The sequence below is a fragment of the Microcoleus sp. B6-A1 genome (assembly GCF_036705085.1).
In the GTDB taxonomy this organism is placed as follows: Bacteria; Cyanobacteriota; Cyanobacteriia; order Cyanobacteriales; family Microcoleaceae; genus Microcoleus.
On sequence record NZ_JAUBTU010000100.1, the window covers coordinates 1 to 26,060 of the forward strand.

The 26,060-nt window shown below is 43.6% G+C and carries 19 protein-coding genes and 1 pseudogene; 8 read left to right on the plus strand and 12 right to left on the minus strand.

What is annotated here, in order from left to right; genetic code table 11:
* Positions 1 to 141 precede the first annotated feature (141 nt).
* From QUB11_RS26360 to QUB11_RS26375, 4 genes are all read right to left on the minus strand, one after another.
* Complete coding sequence (locus tag QUB11_RS26360; protein WP_333144244.1) at positions 142 to 1,308, minus strand: RNA-guided endonuclease TnpB family protein; 1,167 nt, start codon at positions 1,306 to 1,308, stop codon at positions 142 to 144.
* Positions 1,309 to 1,458: 150 nt separating this feature from the next.
* Complete coding sequence (locus QUB11_RS26365; RefSeq protein WP_333056627.1) at positions 1,459 to 1,647, minus strand: DUF2949 domain-containing protein; 189 nt, start codon at positions 1,645 to 1,647, stop codon at positions 1,459 to 1,461.
* 234 nt (positions 1,648 to 1,881) lie between these two features.
* Positions 1,882 to 2,265, minus strand: coding sequence for a hypothetical protein (locus QUB11_RS26370; protein ID WP_333200875.1), 384 nt, complete (start codon positions 2,263 to 2,265; stop codon positions 1,882 to 1,884).
* Between the two features lie 604 nt (positions 2,266 to 2,869).
* Positions 2,870 to 3,040, minus strand: coding sequence for a hypothetical protein (locus QUB11_RS26375; RefSeq protein WP_333392072.1), 171 nt, complete (start codon positions 3,038 to 3,040; stop codon positions 2,870 to 2,872).
* A 51-nt stretch (positions 3,041 to 3,091) separates the two neighbouring features.
* Between QUB11_RS26375 and QUB11_RS26380 the strand changes: the two genes are divergently transcribed.
* Positions 3,092 to 5,980, plus strand: a complete 2,889-nt coding sequence (locus QUB11_RS26380; RefSeq protein WP_333200871.1) for a PAS domain S-box protein — start codon at positions 3,092 to 3,094, stop codon at positions 5,978 to 5,980.
* A gap of 122 nt (positions 5,981 to 6,102) precedes the next feature.
* On the opposite strand, the gene QUB11_RS26385 is transcribed toward QUB11_RS26380, so the two are convergent.
* Positions 6,103 to 6,693 (minus strand): rhomboid family intramembrane serine protease, encoded by a 591-nt coding sequence (locus QUB11_RS26385; RefSeq protein WP_333392073.1) that lies wholly within the window; start codon positions 6,691 to 6,693, stop codon positions 6,103 to 6,105.
* A gap of 469 nt (positions 6,694 to 7,162) precedes the next feature.
* Between QUB11_RS26385 and QUB11_RS26390 the strand changes: the two genes are divergently transcribed.
* From QUB11_RS26390 to QUB11_RS26400, 3 genes and pseudogenes are all read left to right on the plus strand, one after another.
* Positions 7,163 to 7,540, plus strand: coding sequence for a Mo-dependent nitrogenase C-terminal domain-containing protein (locus QUB11_RS26390; protein ID WP_333200867.1), 378 nt, complete (start codon positions 7,163 to 7,165; stop codon positions 7,538 to 7,540).
* A 706-nt stretch (positions 7,541 to 8,246) separates the two neighbouring features.
* Positions 8,247 to 9,083 (plus strand): SGNH/GDSL hydrolase family protein, encoded by an 837-nt coding sequence (locus QUB11_RS26395; protein ID WP_333200865.1) that lies wholly within the window; start codon positions 8,247 to 8,249, stop codon positions 9,081 to 9,083.
* A 120-nt stretch (positions 9,084 to 9,203) separates the two neighbouring features.
* A pseudogene (locus QUB11_RS26400) lies at positions 9,204 to 9,338 on the plus strand (Mo-dependent nitrogenase C-terminal domain-containing protein); the annotation flags it as partial.
* A gap of 346 nt (positions 9,339 to 9,684) precedes the next feature.
* On the opposite strand, the gene QUB11_RS26405 reads toward QUB11_RS26400, so the two are convergent.
* The 3 genes from QUB11_RS26405 to QUB11_RS26415 all read right to left on the minus strand — a co-directional run bounded on the left by QUB11_RS26405 (position 9,685) and on the right by QUB11_RS26415 (position 11,498).
* Positions 9,685 to 10,143 carry a hypothetical protein gene (locus tag QUB11_RS26405; protein WP_333392075.1) on the minus strand — a complete coding sequence of 153 codons (459 nt, stop codon included), beginning with the start codon at positions 10,141 to 10,143 and terminating at the stop codon, positions 9,685 to 9,687.
* Between the two features lie 449 nt (positions 10,144 to 10,592).
* On the minus strand, positions 10,593 to 10,775 hold the full coding sequence (locus QUB11_RS26410; protein WP_333200861.1) for a ribbon-helix-helix domain-containing protein: 183 nt from the start codon (positions 10,773 to 10,775) through the stop codon (positions 10,593 to 10,595).
* A gap of 501 nt (positions 10,776 to 11,276) precedes the next feature.
* On the minus strand, positions 11,277 to 11,498 hold the full coding sequence (locus tag QUB11_RS26415; protein WP_015178556.1) for a helix-turn-helix domain-containing protein: 222 nt from the start codon (positions 11,496 to 11,498) through the stop codon (positions 11,277 to 11,279).
* A 504-nt stretch (positions 11,499 to 12,002) separates the two neighbouring features.
* On the opposite strand from QUB11_RS26415, the gene QUB11_RS26420 reads away from it, so the two are divergent.
* Together QUB11_RS26420 and QUB11_RS26425 are read left to right on the plus strand one after the other, a co-directional pair.
* Positions 12,003 to 12,632, plus strand: a complete 630-nt coding sequence (locus QUB11_RS26420; RefSeq protein WP_333200855.1) for a Uma2 family endonuclease — start codon at positions 12,003 to 12,005, stop codon at positions 12,630 to 12,632.
* A 121-nt stretch (positions 12,633 to 12,753) separates the two neighbouring features.
* Positions 12,754 to 13,371 carry a Uma2 family endonuclease gene (locus QUB11_RS26425; RefSeq protein WP_333200854.1) on the plus strand — a complete coding sequence of 206 codons (618 nt, stop codon included), beginning with the start codon at positions 12,754 to 12,756 and terminating at the stop codon, positions 13,369 to 13,371.
* An 85-nt stretch (positions 13,372 to 13,456) separates the two neighbouring features.
* On the opposite strand, the gene QUB11_RS26430 is transcribed toward QUB11_RS26425, so the two are convergent.
* The 4 genes from QUB11_RS26430 to bchB all read right to left on the minus strand — a co-directional run bounded on the left by QUB11_RS26430 (position 13,457) and on the right by bchB (position 17,820).
* On the minus strand, positions 13,457 to 14,542 hold the full coding sequence (locus QUB11_RS26430; RefSeq protein ID WP_333200852.1) for a glycosyltransferase family 2 protein: 1,086 nt from the start codon (positions 14,540 to 14,542) through the stop codon (positions 13,457 to 13,459).
* A gap of 275 nt (positions 14,543 to 14,817) precedes the next feature.
* A complete protein-coding gene (locus tag QUB11_RS26435; RefSeq protein ID WP_333200850.1) occupies positions 14,818 to 15,258 on the minus strand; it encodes a DUF2188 domain-containing protein in 441 nt (146 codons plus the stop codon).
* A 165-nt stretch (positions 15,259 to 15,423) separates the two neighbouring features.
* Entirely contained in the window at positions 15,424 to 16,221 is a 798-nt protein-coding gene (locus tag QUB11_RS26440) for a DUF1963 domain-containing protein (protein WP_333200848.1), read from the minus strand.
* 72 nt (positions 16,222 to 16,293) lie between these two features.
* Complete coding sequence (gene bchB / locus QUB11_RS26445) at positions 16,294 to 17,820, minus strand: ferredoxin:protochlorophyllide reductase (ATP-dependent) subunit B (RefSeq protein ID WP_333200846.1); 1,527 nt, start codon at positions 17,818 to 17,820, stop codon at positions 16,294 to 16,296.
* Positions 17,821 to 18,557: 737 nt separating this feature from the next.
* On the opposite strand from bchB, the gene QUB11_RS26450 reads away from it, so the two are divergent.
* Both QUB11_RS26450 and QUB11_RS26455 read left to right on the plus strand, forming a co-directional pair.
* Positions 18,558 to 19,811, plus strand: a complete 1,254-nt coding sequence (locus tag QUB11_RS26450; RefSeq protein ID WP_333200845.1) for a transposase — start codon at positions 18,558 to 18,560, stop codon at positions 19,809 to 19,811.
* A gap of 566 nt (positions 19,812 to 20,377) precedes the next feature.
* Positions 20,378 to 25,891: an AAA family ATPase gene (locus QUB11_RS26455; protein WP_333392078.1), complete on the plus strand. Its 5,514-nt coding sequence runs from the start codon at positions 20,378 to 20,380 to the stop codon at positions 25,889 to 25,891.
* Positions 25,892 to 26,060: the final 169 nt, after the last annotated feature.

Below are 26,060 nucleotides of genomic sequence, written 5' to 3' on the forward strand. Positions count from 1 at the left end.
TATATATTGATTCCATGGCTTTATGCCTCCCAATTTAAAACTATTAAATTTGTCTAAATATCTGCGGAATGTGGGTTTTAACTCAGGATTGTGAACTACCAGACGCTGACCACTTAAGTGGTACAGCGCTGGCTTCCTGATTCAACGGGGCGGGGCGTCCCACAAAACCGAAGTTTTACCAGATCGACTTACATCCCCTCCACAGGCAGAAGCGCTAGTTCCTAACGCCAAAATCCGCAAGGCTTCATTTCTAATATTGGTTGCCGCGTTTACGTCACGATCGTGGTGAGTACCACAATGCTGACAACTCCATGCTCTAATATCAAGAGTGAGATTCTCAACTCGATTTAGACATACATGGCAAGTTTTAGAACTCGGAAACCATCTATCGATTTCGACATATTGCTTTCCTTCGCTCTGGGACTTGTACTTGAGCATGGTACAAAACATACCCCAGCCAGCATCACTAATAGCTTTGGCTAGATTATGATTCTTTACCATGCCTTTGATGTTGAGATTTTCCACTGCAATAACTTGGTTTTCGTTAACTATCTTGCGGGATAGCTTTTGTAGAAAATCTTCCCGGCATCGGGCAATCTTGGAGTGAACTTTTGCCACCGCCCGTCTTGCCTTTTTCCTGTTTTGACTGCCTTTCTTTTTGCGAGAAAGCTTTTGCTGCTTACGTTTTAGGTTCCGCTGACGTTTAACAAAATGCTTGGGATTGCCAAACTTAGAACCATCACTGGTAATCGCAAAATGAGTCAACCCGACATCAATGCCAATAGCTTTACCTGCTGGGACGGATTCAGGCTTTTCTTTCCCGTCGTCAGTCAAAACAGAAATAAAGTGTTTGCCGTCTGGGTTACGAGACACGGTAACGGTCTTGATGTCGCCCTCGAAATCACGGTGCCGCCGACAGAAAACTAAACCAATTTTAGGTAAATTAATATAGTCACCGTCAAATTTGACATTTTGAGGATAACTGATCGACTGCCTGTCGTGCTTGGCTTTGAATTTGGGTGGCATCGCCCTCTTGTCAAAGAAGTTTTTGTAGGCAGTAGATAAATTCAATGCAACGACCTGCAAGCATTGAGAATAGGGTTCTTTCAACCATTCGTATTCTTTCTTGAGTGCAGGGAGCAAACCTTGTATGTATGCTCTCGATAGTCCTTTCCCGGTATTCTTGTAAGTTTCTTGACACAGATTCAAAGCATAATTCCAGAACCATCTCGCACAGCCAAAAGACTTTGCCAGCAAGACATCTTGCTCATCTGTGGGATAAATTCTGTACTTGTAAGCTTTATACATTTATCAGGAGTGCAGAATACCGGTAAAAATATCATACGCGCACAAAAACGATATTGATTCGCTGTCGCTCAATTTATTTTCTGACTCATTTTCATCCCGACGCTCACCTTCGGTAGAGCGCGGGACTTCCCATTCGCATTAGTTAAATTGCTAAGTTGGCTGAGCTTCCATCCAATCAAAAATCAGGTTTAATTGTTCCAGTGTTACTAACCCGTACTGCCACAGAACCATCGGCAGTTCGCTGGCATCTTGTTCACCGTGTCGGAGAGCAACGGCAATGGCAGAATTCGATATTGCCAACTCTCCCCGCAAATAATCGATCAGTTGAGCCTTTCTCATCACCTTCACCGCCAGTTTTATGCGCTATTGTAAAGATATGTAGCTAATTGGTCTTTATCGGAAGTTTAATTGGTCTAATTTTAGGTTCACAATAGAGAACCTTGTGTGATCGAAACCGCACAAAACTTGTGATAAAACTCTGATAAAAAAGCGATCGCAGTCACAAGAACTGCTAGAATCAAAAATTGGGTTTCGCGATCGCTCGTTTGCTTCACATCAATTTATTTAAAAATCCTAAAGTCCTAGCTGAAGCTGAACTCCCGCTTCTGTACCGCTGTCGGTTTGTTTTGGAGGTAAAGGATTTCCTTGACGCTGGGCGTCCGAAGGAGTAGTAATAAATTCCAATGGGCCCTCGATTTTGAGGCGAAATGTGTCGCCCAAGCTTCTTTCCCTTCTAGCAGAATTAGCCGCCGTTTCTGGTCCACCAATCAAGTTTTGGTAGTCCGAGTCTAAGGTTCTGTCCTCCACAGTCCTCAACGAGTCCCCAGATAAAGTCGTTTCCGAATATTGGGGCGCTGGTTGCAGTCTTTGTTGGGCGAGAACTGCGGGCGTCAAACCGATAAAAATTGAGCTCAGTCCGAGAGCAGTGCCAAGAGTAGCAATAACTGCGTTCATCATCCATGCCTCCGCTAGTTGCATCCTACTATGCTTATTTTACCCAGTCGCAATTAAGTTGTACTCTATCAAAAGTAGCTGCTTGTGGAGATATCAATTGCAGTTGCTGTGAAAACTTATAACTTTCGATCGCGCTATCGGTCAAATAAAACTGACGCAGCGGCCGGGTTGAAACGCAAAAATACGTCATTTCAAGCATGAGTCAACCAAAAACTCGATTGGTTTGATTAGCGCGCGTCAATCGATTTGAGATTTGAGATTTGAGATTTGAAATTTGAAGAATTTACCCCACGGATAAATACGTTCGGCAAGTTTCATCGGATACAGGTTTTTTATTTCTGGACGGATGAATACGGGGGCTTGTATCCTGGATGCTTTCGGTCAGGAGTGGAAAAATAGTTAGTGCTGGACGCACGGGCGGCTATCCATCGGTTGTTTTTGACGAAAATAGTTCGTTGCAGACCGCCAAAACGCTAAAAAACCTAGTTTGAGATACCTGTTCAAAAAAAAATGCAACGGTCGGCAAATTCTAAACCCTTACAGAACCAGTGTTTTTCAATTTTTTAATTCTTTAATCTCAAATCTATAATAGTATGAGCGTGTTGAGTTAGTCCAGGATTGATACTGCATTCATCTCACTTGCCAATGTTCCCAAAGGTCCCGATCGCGCTAAGATGGCGGTGGCAGTCGTTAAAAATTCAGTTTCCAGTGGCAGATTCCGAGTTATTAACAGCACTTTGCCTACTAAAACCATCTCAACTTCAAAATCTGCGCTCATCAAGTTGTACTTGACCGGAATGTTGTGGGTTAATAATAGTTCTGCTTTACCATGCCAATCAAATATCTGACCAACCCGATTTTAAAAATGTCGGGCAAAGTGCCAATTCGCATCGTCCTTGTTGTGCCTTTTGCCCTCCAGACTTTCGCTGCGGTAGGGTTGACGGGGTGGCTGTCGCTGCGGAACGGGCGCATAGCCGTCAACGATGTTGCCGCACAACTGCGGACAGAAGTCACATCGCGTATCCAGCAACATATTAATAGTTATATTGAAACGCCACACCAAATAAATCAGCTCAATCTCGATGCCATCCGTCTCGGCATTTTGAACGTGCAGGATGCTGATAATTTGCAACGCTACTTCTACAAACAAATCAAAATTTTTGATAAAATTAGCTACATTCAATTCGCATCGGAAGAAAAAGATTTTATTGGAGTGGAACGCCTCGACGACGGCAAGTTGCAAATTCAAATTTCCAATCAATCTACTGGCTATAACTTTCACAGCTACGCGCCCTCGGAGTTCGGGGAACCAACTAAGCTATTAAAAACTACTCTCAACTACGACCCCCGCGTCCGACCTTGGTACATAGCTCCGGTGCGGGCAGGCAAACCGACTTGGAGTAAAGTTTATACTTATTTTGATGCTCCCAAACTAGCGATTACGGCTGCTCAACCAGTCTATGGCGATGATGGGAAACTGATAGGAATCCTGGGTTCTGACTTGACACTTTCCAAGATAAATCAATTCTTGGAAGGTCTAAAAATTGGCAAATCAGGACAGACTTTTATTGTAGAAAGATCTGGGCAATTGGTGGCAAATTCTACTCTGGAACCGCCATTTATTGTTAGCAACGGCGTTCCGAAACGGATTATGGCAGCCAGCAGCAAGAATGTTCTAATTCGATCGACTGCCCGCTATTTGACAGAACGCTTCGGGGATTTGCACAAAATTGACAGATCTCGCCAGTTAGATTTTACGATCGACGGTCAGCGGCAATTTCTACAGGTGACGCCGCTTTTAGACAGCAGGGGCCTCGACTGGTTGATTGTGGTGACGGTTCCTGAAGCCGATTTTATGGAAAGGATTAATGCCAACACTCGGTATACTGTGGTGATGTGTCTGGGTGCTTTGGTGCTGGCAACGGCGATTGGCGCTCTGACTTCTAGGTGGATTGTTGTACCGATTCGGCGTCTGAGCAAGGCTGCGGAGGCTTTGTCCCGGGGAGAATGGGACGGGATGGCAGTAGATTCCCGCTTGATGGCGTCTGTAGAGCGGGAGGATGAGGTCGGTGTCCTGGCTCGCTCCTTTAATATGATGGCCGCTCAATTGGAAGAGTCGTTTACTACTCTCGAAGATCGGGTGGAATCTGCGATCGCCGACAAAAATCAATTAATTATTTCTCTGAAAAAATCGCAGCAAAAACTGGCTCTCCATCTTCACCAAACTCCTTTGGGAGCGATTGAATGGAATCTAAACTTTGAAGTAGCGGAATGGAATTTGTCAGCGGAAAGAATTTTTGGATACAACCGCTTGGAAGCTATGGGATGCCACGGAGTCGATCTCATAGTTCCTGAAAATGCTAAGGAGTATGTCAGGCAACTATCTATAACTTTGCTCACTAATAAAGGAGGAATTAGTAGTATTAACGAGAACATCAGAAAAGACGGAAAAATTATTCTTTGCGAGTGGTACAATACGACTTTGGTTGATGCTGATGGCAGCATTATCGGGGTGGCATCGCTGATTCAGGATGTGACTGAATTTCACAATGCTGTGGGGCAGTTGCGGGCTAGCGAGGAGCGGTTTCGCCAGTTGGCAGAAAATATTCATGAGGTATTTTGGATTAGAGAACCCAATCAAAAGCAGCTAGTTTATGTGAGCCCTGCTTGCGAGAAAATATGGAATTTGAGCTGTCAGAGTTTGCAGTCAGAACCGGAGGCTTTTTGGGATGCTATTCACCGGGAGGATCTCGATCGCGTCAAGGCTGCTTTTGAGAAACAGGTGCGGGGCGATTATGATGAGGAGTATCGGGTAGTGCGCTCGGACGGTTCAGTTTGCTGGGTGCGCGATCGGGCTTTTCCAGTCCGCAACGAAACAGGGGAAATTTACCGCATCGTCGGTATTGCTGAAGATATTACCCAGCGCAAATTAGCAGAAGAATTCCAAAAAGTCGCTCAAACCGCTCAAGCAGCAAACCAAGCCAAAAGCGCCTTTTTAGCTAATATGAGCCACGAATTGCGAACTCCCCTCAACGCGATTATTGGTTACAGCGATATGCTCAAAGAAGACGCCGAGGATTTAGGCTGCGAAGATTTTATCCCCGACTTGCAAAAAATTCAAACAGCGGGCAAACACTTGCTATCTTTAATTAGCGACATTCTAGATATTTCTAAGATTGAAGCGGGTCGGATGGAACTTTACTTAGAAACTTTCAACCCGGTTAATTTAATTGACGAGGTAGTTTCTACTGTCAAACCCTTGGTAGATAAAAATTTTAATAAGTTTGAAGTTGATTGTGCTGACGACTTGGGAATGATGTATGCTGACATTACCAAAACTCGTCAAATCTTGCTCAACCTGCTGAGCAATGCAGCGAAATTTACGGAAGAGGGGACTATTAGCCTCTGTATTGAAAGAGTTAAACATGACAGCTTAACAACTCAAGAAATAGCAGAACCTTCCGACTCAATAATTTTTCGCGTAGCTGATACGGGCATTGGGATTCCCCCCGAACAATTGCAGCATTTATTTCAAGCATTTATGCAGGGCGACGCATCAACTACCCGCAAGTATGGCGGCACGGGTTTGGGATTGACTATTAGTCGTCACTTTTGCGTGATGATGGGTGGTGATATGCACGTTGAAAGCGAGTTAGGTTGCGGTTCAGTTTTTACTGTGTGCTTGCCGGCCCGCGTGGAATTATTGATCAGCAGTTAGTCTTGCTATCCGCGACGCAATTGTTACACAAGAAACCAGGTTTATGGACAAAAAACCTACGCTTTTAGAGAATTTATGAGCAATAAACCAAGGTGATGATAGGATGCAGCCTCAGTCTTATTCTAGTTAATTCGCCGTTTCTGCCGCCCCAAAAGTTGAGCTGTTAATACCCCGCCCACAAAGCCAAAGAAATGCGCTTGCCAGGAAACTCCCGGCTGCGAGGGCAAAACTCCCCAAATTAAACTGCCGTAGAAGAAACCGACAATTAAAGATACCAAAATAGATGTAAAGCTGCGTTCAAAATAGCCCCGCAGCAGTAAGAAGCCGAAGTAACCAAAGATTAATCCGCTGGCACCAATGTGAACGGAATAGGGCGCGCCAGTCAGCCAAACTCCGAATCCGCTGACTAGCACAGTGACGGCACTCACGATAAAAAAGTCGCTAATTTCTCGCAGCATAATCAACCAACCCAATGTCACAAAAGGGAGGGTATTGGCAGCTAAGTGAGCAAAACTGCCATGCAGAAAAGGCATCAACAGGATGCCTTGAAGTCCGTCGAGGCTGCGGGGGCGGACTCCGTAAGCATTCAGCCTGCCTCCGAATAGGAATACATCGACAATTTCGATAATCCAGAGGAGGGAGACGAAGCCACCGAGAATGGCGGCGTGGCTTTGCAATTCGCGGGTGATAGCTTTGGTTTCTGGGTTACTCATGGGTGGTGAGGGCGGTGATACCGATTATTTCTCATTGTAGAAGTTTCTGAGCGATCGCGAGCAAAGATTGTTGGGTCGAGGTTTCAGGGTTTTTTGCAGCAGAGCTTATTTAGAAATATTATAAGTTTTATTAAAAATTCCGCATTTTCACGTATAGGATAATTCACTTCGATGCGTCACAATTGTAATTGAACTACAAAAGGAGAGTCAACCGAAGGTTGAAGCTAAAACGTAGAAGACAGAATTTTTACCCTATCAATCAATCCTTGGGCTTGAAATGAGGACACTTTTTAGAGCGCACACCGTCTTTAAAAAAATCAGGAACTACTTTTCTCGCCCTAAGTCATAAATTTAAGAAGTTCAATCCGGTAAAGCAAAACGAGATGCTGTAGATACTGATTGTAGATAATATCGCACAAGCTCTACAGAGAGTTCTTGGCACCTCGTTATAAAAGAGGAAGAGAGCAAAATGAACGTATTTGAGCATACAGTTTCCTACCGAACTCTGCCACATTGGGTAGGATTTGGCAAAGAAGAAACCGCCGTTAATGTCGCTACAACTTCTCAACCTTACGGTCAAAAGCCACACTTTGACCCCTTGCATCCGCTAAAACAATGGCTTGATAACACTGCAATTAAAAGTCAAAAGTTGGCTCGGTTGCTGTGTAAGTTTATTCCCAGCCAGTGTCCGTTTGAGCGAGAAGTCAAAATTGGCGATTGCACTTTATTTTCCATTCCGCCACTGTGCAAGTTAAATCCGCTTTACGAGCAAGTGGTTGGGCTGCGCTTTCGAGCTTTGTGTTATTTGGCTGACGAATGTGGCGAAGATGTAACTCCTTATTGTTAATTCTGCAAAAACTTAAATTTCTCACTGTCTTTTCACCCTCCCTTCTCCTTGTTGGGGAGGGTTTTTGTTTTGTGCAGGCTTTCCGGGATAAAAAGTGCGCTCAATTTCTCGCTCGTCGAGTAAATCAGCTTTAAATTCATTCTTTTTTTATTGATTGATATTTAGCTCAAGGGTAGTTGTTTGGGAGGTTTTCGTGGTTCGCCTCTTGCGTAACTTTATTGGGTAATCTCCCAAAAGATGTACGGTTGTGCCCCCGCCACAGCGCTATGAGCTAGATACCATTAGAAAAGTGTCAATCGATTTTAGATTTTAGATTTTAGATTTTAGAGGCGACCCCACGGATAAATGCGGGGGCAATAAGTGATTTTCGATTTTCGATTTGGGATTGATTCCACGGATAAATCACGTGGCGGGTACCACCTTTGAAATTCTTGGTCAAGGACACCACCAATCTATGTAGGTTGAGCAGTGGAGTGGGGCAACCCACAATTAAAGTTCAGGTTTACTCCCCACATTTTTTACAAAATTGATATATTAGTAATTGGTGCAAATATTTAAGCGATTTCAAGAATATAAATAACACTCAATGTCAAAATCAGGAACTCGGCAATTACCGGGTACAAATTATCAAATATTTCAACTATCTAACTAATACCAAGTGTTGAAAAAAACGTTTTTTGCCGTAATTATTGCGCTTTTATCTTTTATGGTTGCACTCATCCTATCAGCTCAAAGTTCTGAGGCTGTCAATGAACTTTATGTATTTGGGGACAGTCTTTCGGATATGGGAATGGTGTTTCGAGCGAGCGGGGGTCAATATCCGCCTCGTTCGACTTACTTTCAAGGGCGTTACTCGAATGGTAAAGTTTGGGTAGAGTATCTTGCCGATCGCCTAAAGTTGCCGCCCGAACGAGTCACTAATTTCGCTTATGGAGGTGCAACAACCGGAAGCGATCGCAATAGCCTTGTCCCTGGTTTGTTAGCTCAAGTTCAGTCATGGAATAAATCCCAAAAACAGGCAAATCCTCATGCGCTGTATGTACTGTGGGCGGGTGCAAATGACTATTTGCAGGGGGTCAATAATGCGAATCTTCCCGTTGAAAATGTGGCGAGGGCGATCGCGTCTCTTGCTGATGTGGGTGCTAAAAATATCCTGCTGGCAAATTTACCAGATTTGGGGCAGTTACCGGCGACGCGAACAGGCGCTAATTCGGCAAGTCTCACTGCATTAACACAAGCGCACAATCAGGGTTTGAGGCGAACGGTTAAGGTATTAAGTCAACAGCATTCTGACTTAAAGATTGCGACTCTGGATGCTAATGCGCTTTATCGGGAAGCGATCGCCAACCCGGCTAAATATGGCTTGACTAATGTGACGAGTGCGTGTTTATCGGGTGGAGGTGTTTGTGCTAGTCCCGATCGATTTTTGTTTTGGGATGGCATTCATCCGACGACTGCCGCACACAAAATTTTGGGGGAAGCAGCATCCGCAATTGTGCAGGAGAGCGGGATGATTAAATCTGGATTGGGGACGTTTCGGTAAACCATTTTTAGGCCCGACGGGCGCCACAAGAGCGGGATGCTGCCTTGGAGTAGAGGTTGACATAATTTTTTGCATGAGAGCAATATTGACTCATCTGATATTGTAGAAATTTCTCTCGTGGGCGATCGCACTTTATTATCCATTCCGCCACTGTGCAAGTTAAATCCGCTTTACGAGCAAGTGGTTGGGCTGCGTTTTCGAGCTTTGTGTTATTTGGCTGACGAGTGGGGCGAAGATGTAACTCCTTATTGTTAATTCTGCAAAAACTTAAATTTCTCACTGTCTTTTCACTCTCCCTTCTCCTTGTTGGGGAGGGTTTTTTTATTTTGAGATTATTCGGCGGTTGAAACCTGTTAACCTCAAACTCAAATGTGGCGAAGCGATTAAAAGGGCGGGTTTTTGAGATTGTCAATTATTGGCAGATATTTTTCGTGAGGGGAGCCCCTACCGTATTAGGGGTAATCGACCGGACATAATATCATTTGAGTTCGAGGTTAAATTAGACAAAATTTTGTCTGCCTCAGCAGAAAAGCCAGATATTCTGTTAGATACCCGGCTTTTTGAAGAAGTCGGGGCTTGAAAGAGCGATCGCATTGAAATACTAAAGGGAGCGAATCACTCGTTGTTCGAGAATGCGTTTGCCTTTGTTATAAATACTAAGGCTAGCTCCTGTAACAATGTAATCGTAGGCGCCATTTTTTGCCACGTAACCAGTCCCTTCTTCAGTTCGAGCACGCAGGGCGATCGTGCTGCCGTTACTTTTTTTAACGCCGTAGTAATATAGTTGATTGGCGTGGTTGTAGCACAGATAAATCCGAAAGTTGCTGGTCTCGAAATAGTTTGCCAGTGTCTGTCTTTTGCGAGCACAAAAATCCCTCACCAGTTTTTGGGGAGTGGATACATTAGCTATTTGTATGGTTTCAATTGGAGACTGAATGCGAGACGTTGTTGGTGCAGTGCTTGTGTTCGATTGTCCTATAGCCAAGGTTGCGGCTGGATTGCTGGCAAATAGCATTAAACCGAGTAAGCTGGTTTGTGTGAGTCTTGCTGTGAAGTTCATAAGTCATTCCTTGAAAATATGTTGATGCGTCTAATCTAGGTAAGTTGGATTGATTAGGGCGAGCGAACAGTACAGTTTTCACCATTGGCCTCAAGGAGGAAATTCTGGGATGCAATTTCCGTTTCCCCTGAGAGATGGCACTATTCTCAATAAGCTTTTAGGGGCAGGCTAGAAGCCCGCCCCACAAGAGGATTGAATGTATAGTCGAAAGCTGGTTACTGAGAATGATATTTTTTTGTGAGTTTCTCTGCAACTGACTAGCCGGCGGACAATTAAATAACTGGCACTTTTGATTGCTGAGAGGACTGATGCACTAACAGGCGATCGCGAGGACAAAGCAGAGAATTATTTTAAATATTGGGCGCCAACTGCGGGCGCTGATGCTAGTTTTCATCAATTTCGATAAGTGCGATCGCCCGACACGCACCAGCAACCCACGAGGGAAGTCTTTAGGCGCCGCTTTTGGGCTTTTCAGGTTCAGAAGGTAAATCTCCCTTTTTTTTCGCTTCCAAAACCGCCGTTTCAACGATAAAAGCGATCAAACTAGCTGTGGGTCTACCTTGCCGGTCTGCCCACAGTTCTAAGGATTCATAGATGTAGTCGGGGAGTGTGATGTGAACGCGCTTGCTCACTGTCAATATTTACTGTTTGTGAACGCTCCCAATCATACAAGTTTACGCCGATCGCGGTGTTATAACGCTATTTTAGTAATTTTCTGCTACCAATGAGGGCCTTTTGTGCAATAATTTGTACAGCACACCACAGCAAAGTCAAAAGCCAGTCCCCCGCCGTGGAAAGCAAGGACTGGCTATGGCTCCCATTAACAAAGGAGATACCTTTACAAAGGAGATACAACTATTATGCCGTATGAGAAACGTCTCAAGCCGTGGAGCGTTGTTCGTTTGCTTCCAAATCTACAAAGGGTCGTTATCGGTCGCTTTCGCAGTTGGTCAGATGCAGAGGGTCATTTGCGAGTTCTCCAACAACTGCTTCCCGCGGCTCGATTGACCTTAGTTTTCGATCCAATCGATTAATTTTGGTTGCGAGTTGATAAGCGTGCGATCGCCCTTGGTTGAAAGAGGGCGATCGTACAAATCACCTCAAAACAGTGCGATCGCTTGTGTCCTCAAATTTCAGCCTCGATCGGGATTGTCCTCTTCGTAATCCATTAAGTCTCCGGGCTTGCAATTCAGTGATTTGCAGAGAACGTTTAACGTTGCTGCGTCTATTCTGGTCAGGTAACGGCGAGTTTTGAGCCGAGAAATAGACCTGGGATTCATCCCGGTTAGGACAGCCAGTTCCTTGTTACTGATATTCCGATCGGCCATGACAACTGCTAATCTCCACCGGATCACTGTTTAACTGCTCACAACCTTTGCAAGGCAGATGCTAGCACCTTGTAGGTCAATTTTTGGGCTGTATAGACTGTAACAGTTGCATAATAGACCGCTGCGGTTGTAAAACTGCTTTATTTGGATTAAACTTAAGTATGCAAAAGTCAAAAGCCAGTCCGATGCTTTCCGAGGGATCAGGACTGGCTATGGCTCCAATTAACAAGGAGATACACCTATTATGCCGTATGAGAAACGTCTCAAGCCGTGGATCGTGGTTCGTTTGCTTCCAAATCTACAAAGGGTCGTTGTCGGTCGCTTTCGCAGTTGGTCTGATGCAGAGGGTCATTTGCGAATTCTCAAACAACTGCTTCCCTGTGCTCGATTGACCTTAGTTTTCAATCCGATCGACTAATTTTGGTTGCGAGTTGATAAGCGTGCGATCGCCCGCTTGTTTGAGAAGGGCGATCGCAATTTCGGACAATGTTAAACTAGACGCAAGATATCAATTGAGTTGGGAAAAACACCGTGACAGCTATTCTACAAGTAACAGAACAGCCAACAGCACAGCGCTACTTCACTCCAGAAGAATATCTAGCCCTGGAAGAAGCAGCAGAGTATAAAAGTGAATATCGCGACGGAGTAATTATTCCAATGACAGGTGGAACTACGAATCACAATCGCATTGCCCTGAATATGAGCATAGCATTACGTCTTGCTCTTAAGGGACTTGACTATGATGTTTTCATGGGCGACGTGTGTCTGTGGCTGCCGAAAAAGCGAACTTATACTTATCCCGATGTGATGGTAATTCCGGGGACACCTGAGTATTTCAATAATCGCCAGGATACGGTGATGAATCCGCAAGTGATTGTGGAAGTTTTATCGAAATCTACGAAAGCTTACGATCGCACTGATAAGTTTAAGTTTTATCAAACGCTGCCGACATTTCAAGAGTATATTCTGATTGACCAATCCCAGGTTTATATTGAACAGTATTGTAAGTTGGCAAACAAGCGGTGGTCCTACCGTCAGTACGATGAGGAAGATGCGGCGCTAGTTTTTAATTTCTTTCAAGTTGAAGTAGCGCTGGCTGATGTCTATGAGAAGGTGGATTTTGAGGCGGAAAATGAGCCAGAAGAAAGCGGGGAGGAATAAGGGCGATCGCTTTTTTGGAAATGCGGGTTATCATTTAAGTGAGCGATTCCCTTCGGGATAGCTTCGCACGCGCGTACCCAAAAGAAATATTTGTTCAACATCCTTGCGGGAGAACATCCAGATGACAAGCACTTTGCAAACAACCGAGCAACGTTACTGCACAGAAGAGCAATATTTAGCACTGGAAGAAACAGCAGAGTACAAAAGCGAATATCTCGACGGGGAAATTATTCCTATGACAGGCGGATCTACGAATCACAATCGGATCGCAGGAAACGTTTACATTGCTTTAAATTTCGCTCTTCCAGAACAAGAGTATGATGTCTTCATCGGTGACGTGCGCCTGTGGATACCAAAAGTGCGACTGTACACTTATCCAGACGTAATGGTAATTTTTGGGCTACCTGAGTACCGCAACAATCGCACTGACACGATTACCAACCCTCAAGTTATTGTGGAAGTTTTATCAAAGTCTACTAAAAATTACGATCGAGTTGACAAGTTTACATTTTATAAAACTATTCCTTCTTTTCGAGAATACATTCTTATTGACCAAACAAAAATCAAAATCGAGCAGTATTCTAAAACCGAGAATAAAAGATGGTTGTATAGCGAGTATGATGAGGAAGATACGGCATTAGTGTTTAATTCCTTTCAGCTAGAAGTTCCTCTATCTGCTATTTATAAGAAAGTGAATTTTGAGCAAGTTGAGCAAGAAGATAGTCAAAATGAGGTGTGAGGGCGATCGCACTTGGTTTCAGAAGGGCGATCGCATCTGTCGGCTTTGTGTTAATGGGAAACTCCATCTTTCACTTAAAGCAAGTCTAAGATCTTAACTGTAAAAGTTCTCGTTGTAAATTCGTATACCATTGAGCCAGTTCTTCATCGGGCAGTGCAAACAGCTTAGGCGCGTATTTTAACGCCACCAACATACCTCTTCCCTGTGGTAATGACCAACGGCGAGTCAGTAGATCCTTGCAAATCTCAGCGATAATTCGCCGTGCGATTAAGCGGTAATATACCAAGCGATCGCGATGCAGATCGCTTGAGTATTTTCTCAGGAAAAGTGCCTGATTTAAAGCTGACAGTGCCGAAGACTTAAACCGGGATAACCGACCGCTTGCACTTTGGAAATGATGGAGTTTAGCATTCACCGCAGTTAATAGCATACCCTGACGAGAAACCCTATAGCTAGCATCTAAATCTTCTCCGGCAGCGTAGTAACGAAGTATAGGTTCAAACTTTTCCTGCAAAATTGTTTCCCGCCGATACGTCATTCGATATCCCTGAAACAAGGGAGATGTTATCACATTCAAATGACTGAGGTTGGAGGGGATTTCGTATTGTGGGTAATCACCATCATAAGGAATAAATAATTTTGTTGTACTCATTAAAAAGAAGTTTTCCCATAGCCAATCCTTGACCCTCCTCAGATTTTCGTAGCGTGCTAATTTCTCCGTATCCCCCGTTGCTTTTTGGGAGTCAACGATTTCTCGATCGGATGAAGGAGGAATGTCAACACTATCTGCCTGTATTCCTTTAACGAGACTTGTGGGATCGGCTTCATAAATTCGCATAATTTCCTCAGCACAAGTTGGATACATCAGCGAGTCATCGTCGATTAGAAAAACAATATCGACTGTTGCTATTTCTAAACCCTGATTTCTCTGTAGCGTACTAGATGGAATCTCGGCACGATCGTAAACCCAACGAATATCAGAACTGTTTTTGGCAATTTCTGACATGACTGTATCGCGTGTTGTCTCCCAGTCATCACTCGCATCAATTACAATAATTTCTGTTGGTTTCCGGGTTTGTTTTATTGCTAGTTCCAAGCAAACAGGAAGAATTTTTTCGCGTTTGTAGGTAGCGATAACTAATCCCCAAGACAGTGATTTGTTAGACATCATACTTGACTTCTCTACTTAACTTTCAATCATTATAGCATTGAAAGAAAATTTAACATGAGCCCGCATTTGAGATTTCAAGAGGTTGATTGTCTTTTATGCAGGCTGGTGCAGCGGCCTTGACAGGGCTACAAATGCCCACCCTACAACTAACTACGCCCCCACAGCTTCCTTAGTCGCGTACAATACCTCAACGGTAATTTGAGAAATCCCCCGATCGCCCTTTTATTTCCCTAAATCTAAACACTTTCCAAACATTCTCGTTTTTATCCTTCAGATTAGCGCAGATTTCTCCGCTGTACCAAAGCGTCGATCGCGGGATTAATTACTTCCTCAACTTCCCCAGTTTCACCGTGAATTACTACCTCAAGCCATTGAGCTTTTGCTATACCCACTGCATATTTAAACGCTGCTTCCTGAGTGGGAAATACCTTTTGACTTGACTCTACATTTTCCTCTGTCACCGCCCACCCATTGGGATGAGGTGCGACGTGCAGTTTGCGATTCAATTCCTTCAATACCCGCTGGCGCAACCCAATTAAAGTAATGCCGACAATAGTTTCACTATCCTCATGATAGCGGGCGATCGCTCCATCGCTAATGTCCACAGCTAGACCTTCGCGCGGTTCTCCTAGCGAGATATACAGAACATCCGCTTCTCGATCGTAGAAACCTGTAATAGTTGGGGAATCTTCGAGAATCTTTACTGTTTTGTCCATATAATTCGTTTATTTGATGATGGCTGTTTTCTCAGGTAAGCTGTTGTGATAAATCCATCATAGATACCGTAGGGTGCGTCGCTATATAACATCTCCGAACTCAATCGAAAATCTTATAGCGACGCACCATACCAGAACTCTCAAAATAGCATTTTTTACCCTCACTCAACCGCAATCCCACTCGTAGATAACCTCGCTAAAATCCAATTTTTTTAATGCTGATTCTTTGACAAAAAAGTTACCTACGCCACCATTGCCCCACATAATATCTATTACCTCATTAGCATCGCAATCCATTTGAAATAAAAGGCTATACGGATCGCTTTCGCAATCGAGTCTAGGATCGTTTGATTGAAAAGAACCATGATAGCCACCAATTTTATGACCGTGAGGAACACATAGATTTATATAATTGTCCCTAACTTCATCGTCTTCTCTAAATAATTTATAAAAATCTTCTCCTAAAAAGTTTGTAAATCCATCATCGTAATGGGTAATTGGCGCATACTTTTTAGTAAACTGCAAACTAGAACATCCCCAAATAGGAAAATACTCAATATTTGCTGGCAAAAAATCATAATTAGTGATTATATTCTCAAGGTTGAGATCGGGTTCAGGAAAATATAAAATTTGAAAAATATCTTCATCCGAGTCGAAAGATAAGCCATATAATTCATCGTCTGGAAGATAAAACTGCAAGATTCCTCGATCCGGAAAACCTTCAAGAGGCGGTACTTCAGAAAAGTTGATTTGGGCCAGCAAAAAAAACCAATTGCCATTTGAATTTTTAGGATACTCGAATCCTTTAGGTAAATAGGGCAATCCGCCAAATTTACTTTGCCACCAGTTCGCAGGTTCGTTGTTTTCAATTGTAATTTCAATATAGGGTTTGATAGTTGATTCGATTCGATCGCGATACTTTTCTAGTTTGGGAGATAGCGGCACATCAAGTTTGTAGTTCATAAACCGATCGCAAATTATTTTAAATCCAAAACAAAACTTTGCAAGGCGGGCATTTGCCCGCCCAACAAATCATTAAGCGCCGACAGATTCCTTGGCCGCGTAAAGCACCTCAACGGTAATCTTATCAATCCCCCGATCGCGCGCAAACTTCTCAGTATTCCGCTTCACCTTACCCCGCACAAAACCAGGGATTTTATTCAACTCCGCCTGTCCATCCTTCGTCCAACCCATATCAGAATCAGCCGAAATACCCTTGGTAATCACTTCCTTAGTATCGTGGCCGCCGAAGATTTCCAGCAAGTGATCTTCCATTCCCAAAGTGAAGGAATTGTAGACCAAATCTACGCACTGATTCGTGCCTTCATAACCCAAAAATGGCTTGTAGCCGATCGGGAAATTTTGGACGTGAATCGGTGCAGCAATTACGCCGCAGGGAATATCCAACCGCTTACCTACGTGGCGTTCCATTTGTGTACCGAAAATTGCCGAAGGTTCCGCTTTGGCGATCGCATCTCCGATCGCCCCGTGATCGTCCGTCACCAGCACTTCATCGCAATACTCGCTTACCTGTTCCCGGAACCAATCAGCGTCGTGTTTGCAGTAGGTTCCTGCCCACACAACGTGGATTCCCATCTCGCGAGCCAAAATCTTCGTCATCGCCGCAGCGTGGGTATTATCGCCAAATACGACGGCTTTTTTGCCGGTTAAGTTTTGGCAGTCGATCGATCGCGAAAACCAAGCAGCCTGCGACACAAATCGAGTTTGTTGGTCAATAAAATTTTCGTAATCAACATCCGCACCTTGAGCATTCAAAACTTGCTGAATCTTGCGGATACAGCGCGCAGTTTCTACCACACCCATCGGCGTAATATCGATCATCGGAGTGCCGAATTCTTTTTGCAAATACTCCCCGGCCATCATTCCCAATTCCCGATAAGGAACCAAGTTAAACCAAGCGCGCGGCAGTCTTTTTAAGTTGTGAACCGAAGCACCTTCGGGAATAACTTCGTTGACTTCAATGCCCAAATCTGCCATCAAACGCTTCAACTCGGTGCAGTCGTGCTGGTTGTGGAAACCCAGGGTAGACATACCGATAATGTTGACAGATGGTTTTTCGCTTTTGGCTTCTACTAAATCGCCTTTTTTGCGGGCTTTGTTAATGTAAAATTGGACGATTTGATCCAAAGTGCGATCGGCAGCTTGCAGTTCGTTGACGCGGTAATGGTTAACATCCGCCAGCAATACATCGCCTTTGGCATCCAATTGAGCTCGTTCCACGAAGTTTTCTAAGTCTTCTTGCAGAATGCTGGAGGTGCAAGTCGGGGTGAGCACGATTAAATCTGGGTGTTCTTCTCTGTCTTTGCGGGTGATGTTGTCCACCACCCGTTCCTGCGAACCCCGCGCCAGTACGTGTCTGTCAACGACGCTGGTAGTCACCGGGGTGAAATCCCGTTCCCTCTCCAGCATGGAACGCATGACGTTGAAATAGTCGTCTCCAATGGGTGCGTGCATGATTGCATGGACGTTTTTGAAGGAAGTGGCGACGCGCAAAGTGCCGATGTGGGCTGGGCCTGCGTACATCCAATAAGCCAATTTCATAGTTTTTTTCCTGGTGCTGGTTGAGAATTGCCCGATCGGGCGATTACTGCTAAATTTTAAGGTTGTTTCTGATTTTCTCACCGGATGAATCCTTGAGAAATACTAAGTTTCTGAGGATTTACACATTTGGGAAATGCTCAAACGCTTTGCCTGCTTGGCATTTGACTCGCAATTCAAACAACTTTACCTGGGTTTTATGGCAATAATTCTTAATCTTTCCTAAAATTTTCTTAAGAGTTAGGCAAATTTGATTAATGTAGGGTTCGCTGCCGCGCACCAGACAAGGTGCAATAATTCTGCATTTTTTGTCAAATTTACTCTGCTCAAACGGTCAATCGATTTTAGATTTTAGATTTTAGATTTTAGATTTGAAGCATTGACTTGCGCGAGATAAATTCGGGGGCTCCTTTATCGGATACAGGTTTTTTATTTCTCCACCCATGAAGCCGGGGGCTTGTATCCTAGATGCTTTCGGTCAGTTAGCTAAACAGACGGGAATCCCCGCACTATATCGCTTCGATTAGTGTGGGATGAAAGGCGCGTGAGGTGAGGATTCCACCCGTCTAGCAATTCAAAACTATGTTTTGAATTGCTAGACGGGTGGATGACGAAACAAACAAACTCTTTGTTTAACGAGTCTATTTTGTACTTCAATATACTTTACTCATGCACTTGACAGTAAATAAAGTATTCTGGTACAGTAACACTAATTGATATGTACCGACCACGCCAAAGGAATGAGAAGCTCTTACCAATATCGATTACGTCCAACAAAGTTACAAGCCATTGAAATCGACAGATGGCTGTCGATGCTATGGGCTCAATACAATTACTTGTTGGCTGATAGATTCAATTGGTACGAGCAAAACCGTTCTCCCATCAATGCGTGTCCGCTAGTTTGCCATTTACCCGAACTGCGGGATAATCCCGAATATTACAGTCAGAAAAAAACGTTACCTCAACTCAAGAAAACTCATCCTTGGTATGCTGAGATTTACTCTCAAGTTCTTCAAGATGTAGTTAAGCGAGTTAAGGTATCTTTTGATCGTTTCCTAAAAGGTGATAGCAACGGAAAGCGTAGTGGCAGACCGAGATTTAAACCACGCAGTCGTTATCGCACGTTCACTTATCCTCAAGTTAAAGACGGTTGTTTACAAAATAACTTAATTAACTTGCCGATGCTTGGAAAAGTTAAGGTTGTTTTACACCGTTCCATACCTAATGGATTCAAAATCAAAACCGTCTCTATCACTAAAAAGGCTGATGGGTACTATCTTACGCTCTCCCTAGAAGATTCAACAGTTCCTACGATTAAACCAGATTTTAATCCTCAAAAGATTACTGGAATTGATGTTGGGCTAAAGAATTTCTTGACAACCTCTGAGGGCGAAACAGTTGCAATTCCTCAACATTACCGCAAAGCCGGGAAACGTCTGCGAACTATTCAGAAGCGAGTATCGCGTCGTAAAAAAGGTAGCAACCGGAGACAGAAAGCAGTTAAGCAACTGGGAAAATGTCACAAGAAAGTAGCAGAGAAGCGTAAAGACTTTCATTTTAAGACGGCTAACGAGCTGTTGAAAAAATATGATGTTGTTGCGGTTGAAAATTTGAATATTAAAGGACTGGCTCGTACAAAATTAGCTAAATCTGTGTTGGATGCTGGGTGGTCAAGCTTTCTGTCGATTCTAACAAATAAAGCCGTAAATGCTGGTGTGTTGGTAATCCCAGTAAGTGCCTACAATACTTCACAAGATTGCTCTAGTTGTGGCGAAAAAGGACCAAAAAAGCTGCATATTCGTTGGCATGACTGCCCTCACTGTGGGTGTAGTCTAGACCGCGATCATAATGCAGCAATAGGAATCAAAAATAGGGCGGTGGGTCATCCCGTGCTTAAAGCTCAGTCAATGTCCGAAGCAATAGCTGGAGTCACTGAGAAGCCTACACCAATGGTGACAGCTTGTGTTGGTGTAGGAGTATGTCACTATTGTTAATCGATGGTCAAAATAGATAGAACTGAAGGAACTTGCAGCTTCCGAAGCAACACTTAACTCCCTCCGCGCCTCGGTCGCCAATTATAGTTAAGATTTGCACCGGCCGTTGTTTTGAAGCACCCAAATTCGTGCTCGATCGCCGGAAAAAATAAATCTTTCAGCACTTGCGTATTTTCACGAGATGTGGTGACGCTCCACTAAAGTCAAGCGATTGCTTGGAATCTGAGATGATTTAGTTGTCAGCGTGGCGATCGAGCATTAAAGTAAATGCTTGCACAAATCCTGTATTTGTGATTTTGTTTACCTAACTGCTGAGGTGACGAAAGCCCCAGCGTGCTTTTGTCAGCAGTAGCTCATTCCTGTCAAGGCCTGCTTTCCCACACATCCCAAAAGATAGCTCTTGAGCGATAATGAAGAATAACATAGGATTTACGAAAAGAAACCCGATTTACACGAAAAAATCTTGGGTTTGTCAACGACTAGCAACGAAGAAACCCGGTTTCTAGCCCGCCGCGCGTAAGTCCTGTAACATTGACCAAGCACACCTAATTTGAGAGAACCCAACTATGATGGCAATTCCCGGCGTTGCAGTTCTCGCTCTCATTTATGAAAGCAGCACTTCCCTGGTTTACCGCGGCCACAACGAGCAGAACAACCAACCTGTTATTATCAAACTTATCAAAGAAGACTATCCGACTCCTGAAGAACTGAATAGATACAAGCGCGAATATGAGATCACTGCCAACTTAAGCCTGTTGGACGGAGTTGTGAAAGTGTATAAGTTGCAACAGGTTAGAAATAGTCTGGCAATGATCTTAGAAGATTTTGGCGGGGAATCTTTAAAAATTTTTATGGGTTCCCAAAAATTTACCCTTTTAGGATTTCTGACTACTGCCATCAAAGTTGCTGAAACTTTGGGAGAAATTCACGGAAAAAATGTAATTCATAAAGATATAAATCCCTCTAATATAGTTTTTAATCCTGCTACCGGACAAGTAAAGCTAATAGATTTCAGCATCTCAACAGCATCCAACCTGGAAAATATTCCCAATAAAAATCCCAATTTTTTAGAAGGCACTTTAGCCTATATGTCCCCCGAACAAACCGGCAGAATGAACCGGGTAATCGATTACCGCACCGACTTTTATTCCCTCGGCGTGACCTTCTATGAAATCCTGGCAGGACAACTCCCTTTTCCCACTACAGATCCCATGGAGTTAGTTCACTGTCACATAGCCAAACAGCCAGTCCCTCTCGCTGAAATAGCCCCAGAAATTCCTCAAGCTGTTTCAGATATTGTGATGAAATTGTTAGCAAAAACCGCTGAGGAGCGCTATCAAAGTGCTTGGGGACTAAAAGCAGATTTGGAATCCTGCCTGTTTCAGTGGCAAACATCTGGGTTTGTTTCCGATTTTCCTCTCGGTCGCCAAGATATTTCCGACAAATTTCAAATACCTCAAAAACTTTACGGCAGACAGCGAGAAGTTGAAACTCTTTTAGCGGCATTTGAACGGGTAGCAGCAACAAATAATCGAGGCTACCGCACCGACAATTCTCAAATTTCTGTCATCAAAAAAGAACTCAAATCGAAAAAAGAAGTTCCCTTGTCAGTCCTGGCGAGAGGACAACATAAATCCCGCAGCGAGATGATGCTGATTGCTGGTTATTCCGGCATTGGCAAATCTGCAATGGTGAAGATTTTAGACAAACCGATTACCCGCAGACGGGGATATTTTATTTGGGGAAAGTTTGACCAGTACAAGCGGACTATTCCTTACTCTGCCGTTGTCAGCGCTTTTTCGGAATTGGTGCGGCAACTGTTAACTGAAAGTGAGGCTCAATTAGCAGTTTGGCGCGAAAAACTCCGCAGTTCTTTCGGGCAAAACGGGCAAATTATTATTGATGTTATTCCCGAAGTTGAACTAATTGTCGGAGCTCAGTCTCCAGTAGCTGAATTGGGGCCGACGGAATCTCTGAACCGCTTTAATTTAGTATTTCAAAATTTCATTCGCGTATTTTGCCAGCCAGAACATCCGCTGGTAATTTTTCTAGACGATTTGCAGTGGGCTGATTCGGCTACTCTCAAATTGATCGAATTGATGATGACAGATGAAGCTACGCAATATCTGTTTTTAATTGGTGCTTATCGGGATAATGAAGTTAGTCCTACTCATCCTTTAATGATGACTGTGGAGACGCTGCGGAATCAGGAAGCAATCATTAATCAGATTGCTTTGTCGCCGCTGGGGGTGGAAAACATAACTCATTTGATTGCCGAGACTTTGCACAGCGATCGAGAATCAGTCAAACCGTTAGCTGAATTGGTAATCAGCAAAACCGACGGCAATCCTTTTTTTGTAAATCAATTCCTACAAACATTGTATCAGGAAAACCTGCTAGTTTTTTACCCGCCACAGTCGGGGAGCAAGGGCGGCTGGCATTGGGATATGACTCAAATTGAGCAGTGCGCTATCACTGACAATGTAGTAGATTTGATGGTACAAAAATTGAGAAAACTGCCAAGTTCAACGCAGCAAGTTTTGCGTTTGGTGGCTTGTTTGGGCAACGAATTTGACTTAAATACTCTTTCTTTAATTAATGAAAAAGAAGCCTCGGAAACTTTTTCTCACCTGTTGCCCGCGATTAAGTCGGGACTGATTCTGCCAACTTCGGAATTGGAAAGCAAGTCATTAGATTACGTGCTGTTTCCGCTATTAATTCTGAATTATAAATTTTTGCACGATCGCGTACAGCAAGCCGCTTACGCTCTGATCGACGACTCGCAAAAAAAGGCAGTTCACCTGAAAATAGGCAGGCAAATCCTAGAAAACACTCCGGCTGAATATCGCGCTGACAGAATCTTTGAATTAGTCGATCACTTGAATGTGGCTCGATCGCTAATTAAAGACGATCGAGAATTAATTGAACTGGCAACGCTGAATTTAGACGCGGCCCGCAGAGCCAAAGATGCCACTGCTTATGTTGCTGCCTTGCAGTATTTAACCGCAGGCATGGACGGTTTGAGCGCCGATATTTGGGATGCCCACTACGATTTAGCCTTTGCCTTGCACATGGAGCGGGCAAATGTTGAGTATTTAAACGGTTATTTCGAGAAGTCTGAAGAATTTATTAATATAACTCTGGAAAAAGCGCGATCGCCCTTAGAAAAGGTAGAAATTTACAACCTGCTGATCGTGCAGTATACCCTGCGGGCGAAGTACGAAGAAGCCGTTAAAGCCGGAATCAAAGCTTTGGACTTACTAGGAATTGACTTGCCCCTAGACGGGCTACAAAAAGTCATATCCGAAGAATTTGCAACAGCCACCAATATTTTAGCTGGTAGAGAAATAGCTTCCCTGATTGACGCCCCCGAAATGACTGTACCCGACAAAAAAGTTGCAGTCAAATTAATTACCAACTTGCTGACATCGGCGTACCTCAAAAATCCAGACTTGTGGAAAGTCAGCGTTTTAAAAGGAGTCAATCTTTCTCTACAATACGGTTTAGTACCCGAAGCCTCTCTTTGCTATGCTGGCTACGGTATGTTCTTAAACGCAGTTTCGGGAGATTACAAAGCTGCCTATCAGTTCGGCTTGCTCTCGCTGAATCTCAGCGAAAAATCTGGCAATATTGGCTTGAAATGCAGAGCTTGTTCATCCTTGGTCAGTATTTTTTATTACTGGTTCAACCACATCAAAGATTCCCACGCAATCAGCAATGAAGGATATCAAGCAGCTTTAGAATCAGGAGATTTAGAGTATGCGGGTTATATCCTGTCCAACCGCATAGCTAACTCATTTTTTCAAGGTAAAGAAATATCGCAAATTCTGGTCGATACGAGCAGGTATTTGCAATTCAGCCAAAAAACCAAAAATCAGCTCGTAACCGATATATTATTAGGGGTAGAGTTAATCCTGCGTAACTTGAGCAAACTAACTCCTGAAAAGTTTGTATTTGAAAGCGAAGATATCAGCGAATCTGAATACGTACATAACTGTCAAGCTCATCAAAATTTGTACTCACTCTGCCTTTATCAGATTCGCAAATGCCAGGTAATGTACTGGTACGGCAACTTCAACGAAGCGCTACAACTAGCTTTTGAAGTAGAAAAACAGCTATCTTTTATTACCGGAGCCATACCCGCTACCGAATGGAATTTTTTCTTTTCTCTAACTTTAGCGGCTGTTTTCCCAAATGTTTCAGAAGAGAAGCAAAAGGAATACTTGGAAAAGTTAGAGGAAAACCAAAAACAGATGAAAATTTGGGCAGACAACTGTGCCGAAAATTTTCTGCATAAGTACCTTTTAGTACAAGCAGAAATAGCCAGAATTTCCAAGAAAGATTCAGAAGCTGTAGAACTGTACGATTTCTCTATCAATTTAGCCCAAGACAATGAATTTGTCCAAAATGAAGCGCTAGCTAATGAACTCGCAGCTAAGTTTTGGTTGAGTAAAGGCAAGTATCAATATGCCAAAATTCACTTGCGCGAAGCTCACTCGTGCTACTTGCGCTGGGGTGCAGTTCGCAAAGTAGAAGATTTAGAACAGAAGTATCCGCAGTTGCGGGAAATGACGCCGATCAACGGAAGTTTTAACAACAATCAAACTACCACGACTATTCATACTTCTACGGGCAGCGATGCGAGAGTCCTGGATTTGGCAACGGTAATGAAAGCATCTCTGGCGATTTCTAGCGAAATTGTCCTCGATAAGTTGCTGGCTTCTTTGATGAGAATCTCCTTAGAAAATGCGGGGGCTCAATTAGGTTTTCTAATTTTAGTTAGAGATGGTCAACTGTTGATTTCAGCTAAAGCGTCAGTATTTGCTGAAGATGTAGCTGTGCTGCAATTTACGCCTGTTGCAGACTATCACGATTTACCTGTGACGGTGATTAATTATGTGGAAAGGACTCGCTCGGATTTGGTGTTGAGCAATGCGGCGGCTGAGGGAATATTCACAGCCGATCCTTACATCGCTAAACACAAACTGCAATCTATTTTGTGTACTCCAATTATCAATCAAGGCAAACTGATCGGCATTCTTTATTTAGAAAACAATTTGACTGTCGGAGCATTTACTCCCCACAGATTGGAAGTTTTAAGGTTGCTTTCTTCCCAAGTTGCTATTTCTTTGGAAAATGCTCTACTTTATAATTCGGTGGAACAGAAAGTGCAAGAGCGGACGCAGGAGTTAAATGAAAAGAACGAGCGTTTAGAACAAACTTTGCGCGAACTTAAACTAACTCAAGCTCAATTAATCCAAACGGAAAAGATGTCTAGTTTGGGGCAAATGGTCGCTGGTGTCGCTCACGAAATTAATAATCCTGTAAGTTTCATCTACGGCAATCTTAATCCCGCTAGCGAATACGTTAAAGACTTGCTAAAATTGATTGATCTTTACCAGCAGCACTATCCAGAACCGCCTGATGAAATTGTAGAAGAAATAGAAACAATTGAGCTGGAATTTTTGAGCGAGGATTTGCAAAAGCTGCTGGATTCCATGAAAGTAGGAGCGGAAAGAATCCGGGATATTGTGCTAAGCTTGCGGAATTTCTCGCGCCTTGACGAAGCGCAAATGAAGTCGGTAGATATCCATCAAGGCATCGACAGTACGGTGATGTTGTTGCAACCGCGCCTGAGAAAAGAGGGCGGGCGTTTGGGAATTGAGGTCATTAAAAATTACAGCACGCTACCCCTAATTACTTGTTATGCGTCTCAGTTGAATCAGGTATTTATGAATATTTTGACAAATGCGATCGATGCTCTCCTCGTAGCAAGAGATTGCCCGGAAAACTCTCATCAACAGCCTACGATTACAATTTCTACAGAGGTGACAGACAGGAATTCTGTCATAATTAGAATTGCCGACAGCGGGCCGGGGATGAGCACTGAGGTGCTGCACAAGATATTCGATCCATTTTTTACAACTAAGCCCGTGGGTTCGGGAACTGGTTTGGGATTGTCTATTTCTCACTCGATTGTTGTCAGTTCTCATGGCGGAAAATTGACTTGCGTTTCTGCACCCGGAGAGGGAAGCGAGTTTATTATTGAAATTCCGATCGCGCCCAGGCAAGTTTTGTAATCGGCGCTACTATCAACCCACAGCATTACTGAAAGAGTAATGATGTTTTAGAGAAAATGGAAGAATAAACGTCTCTACCTCTCTTTATCTGCGTAAGGAATGAGAATTAAATAACTTCCATAAGTTTGTGGGATGGGCGTCCCGCCCGTCCTTTTTGGACGGGCGGGAC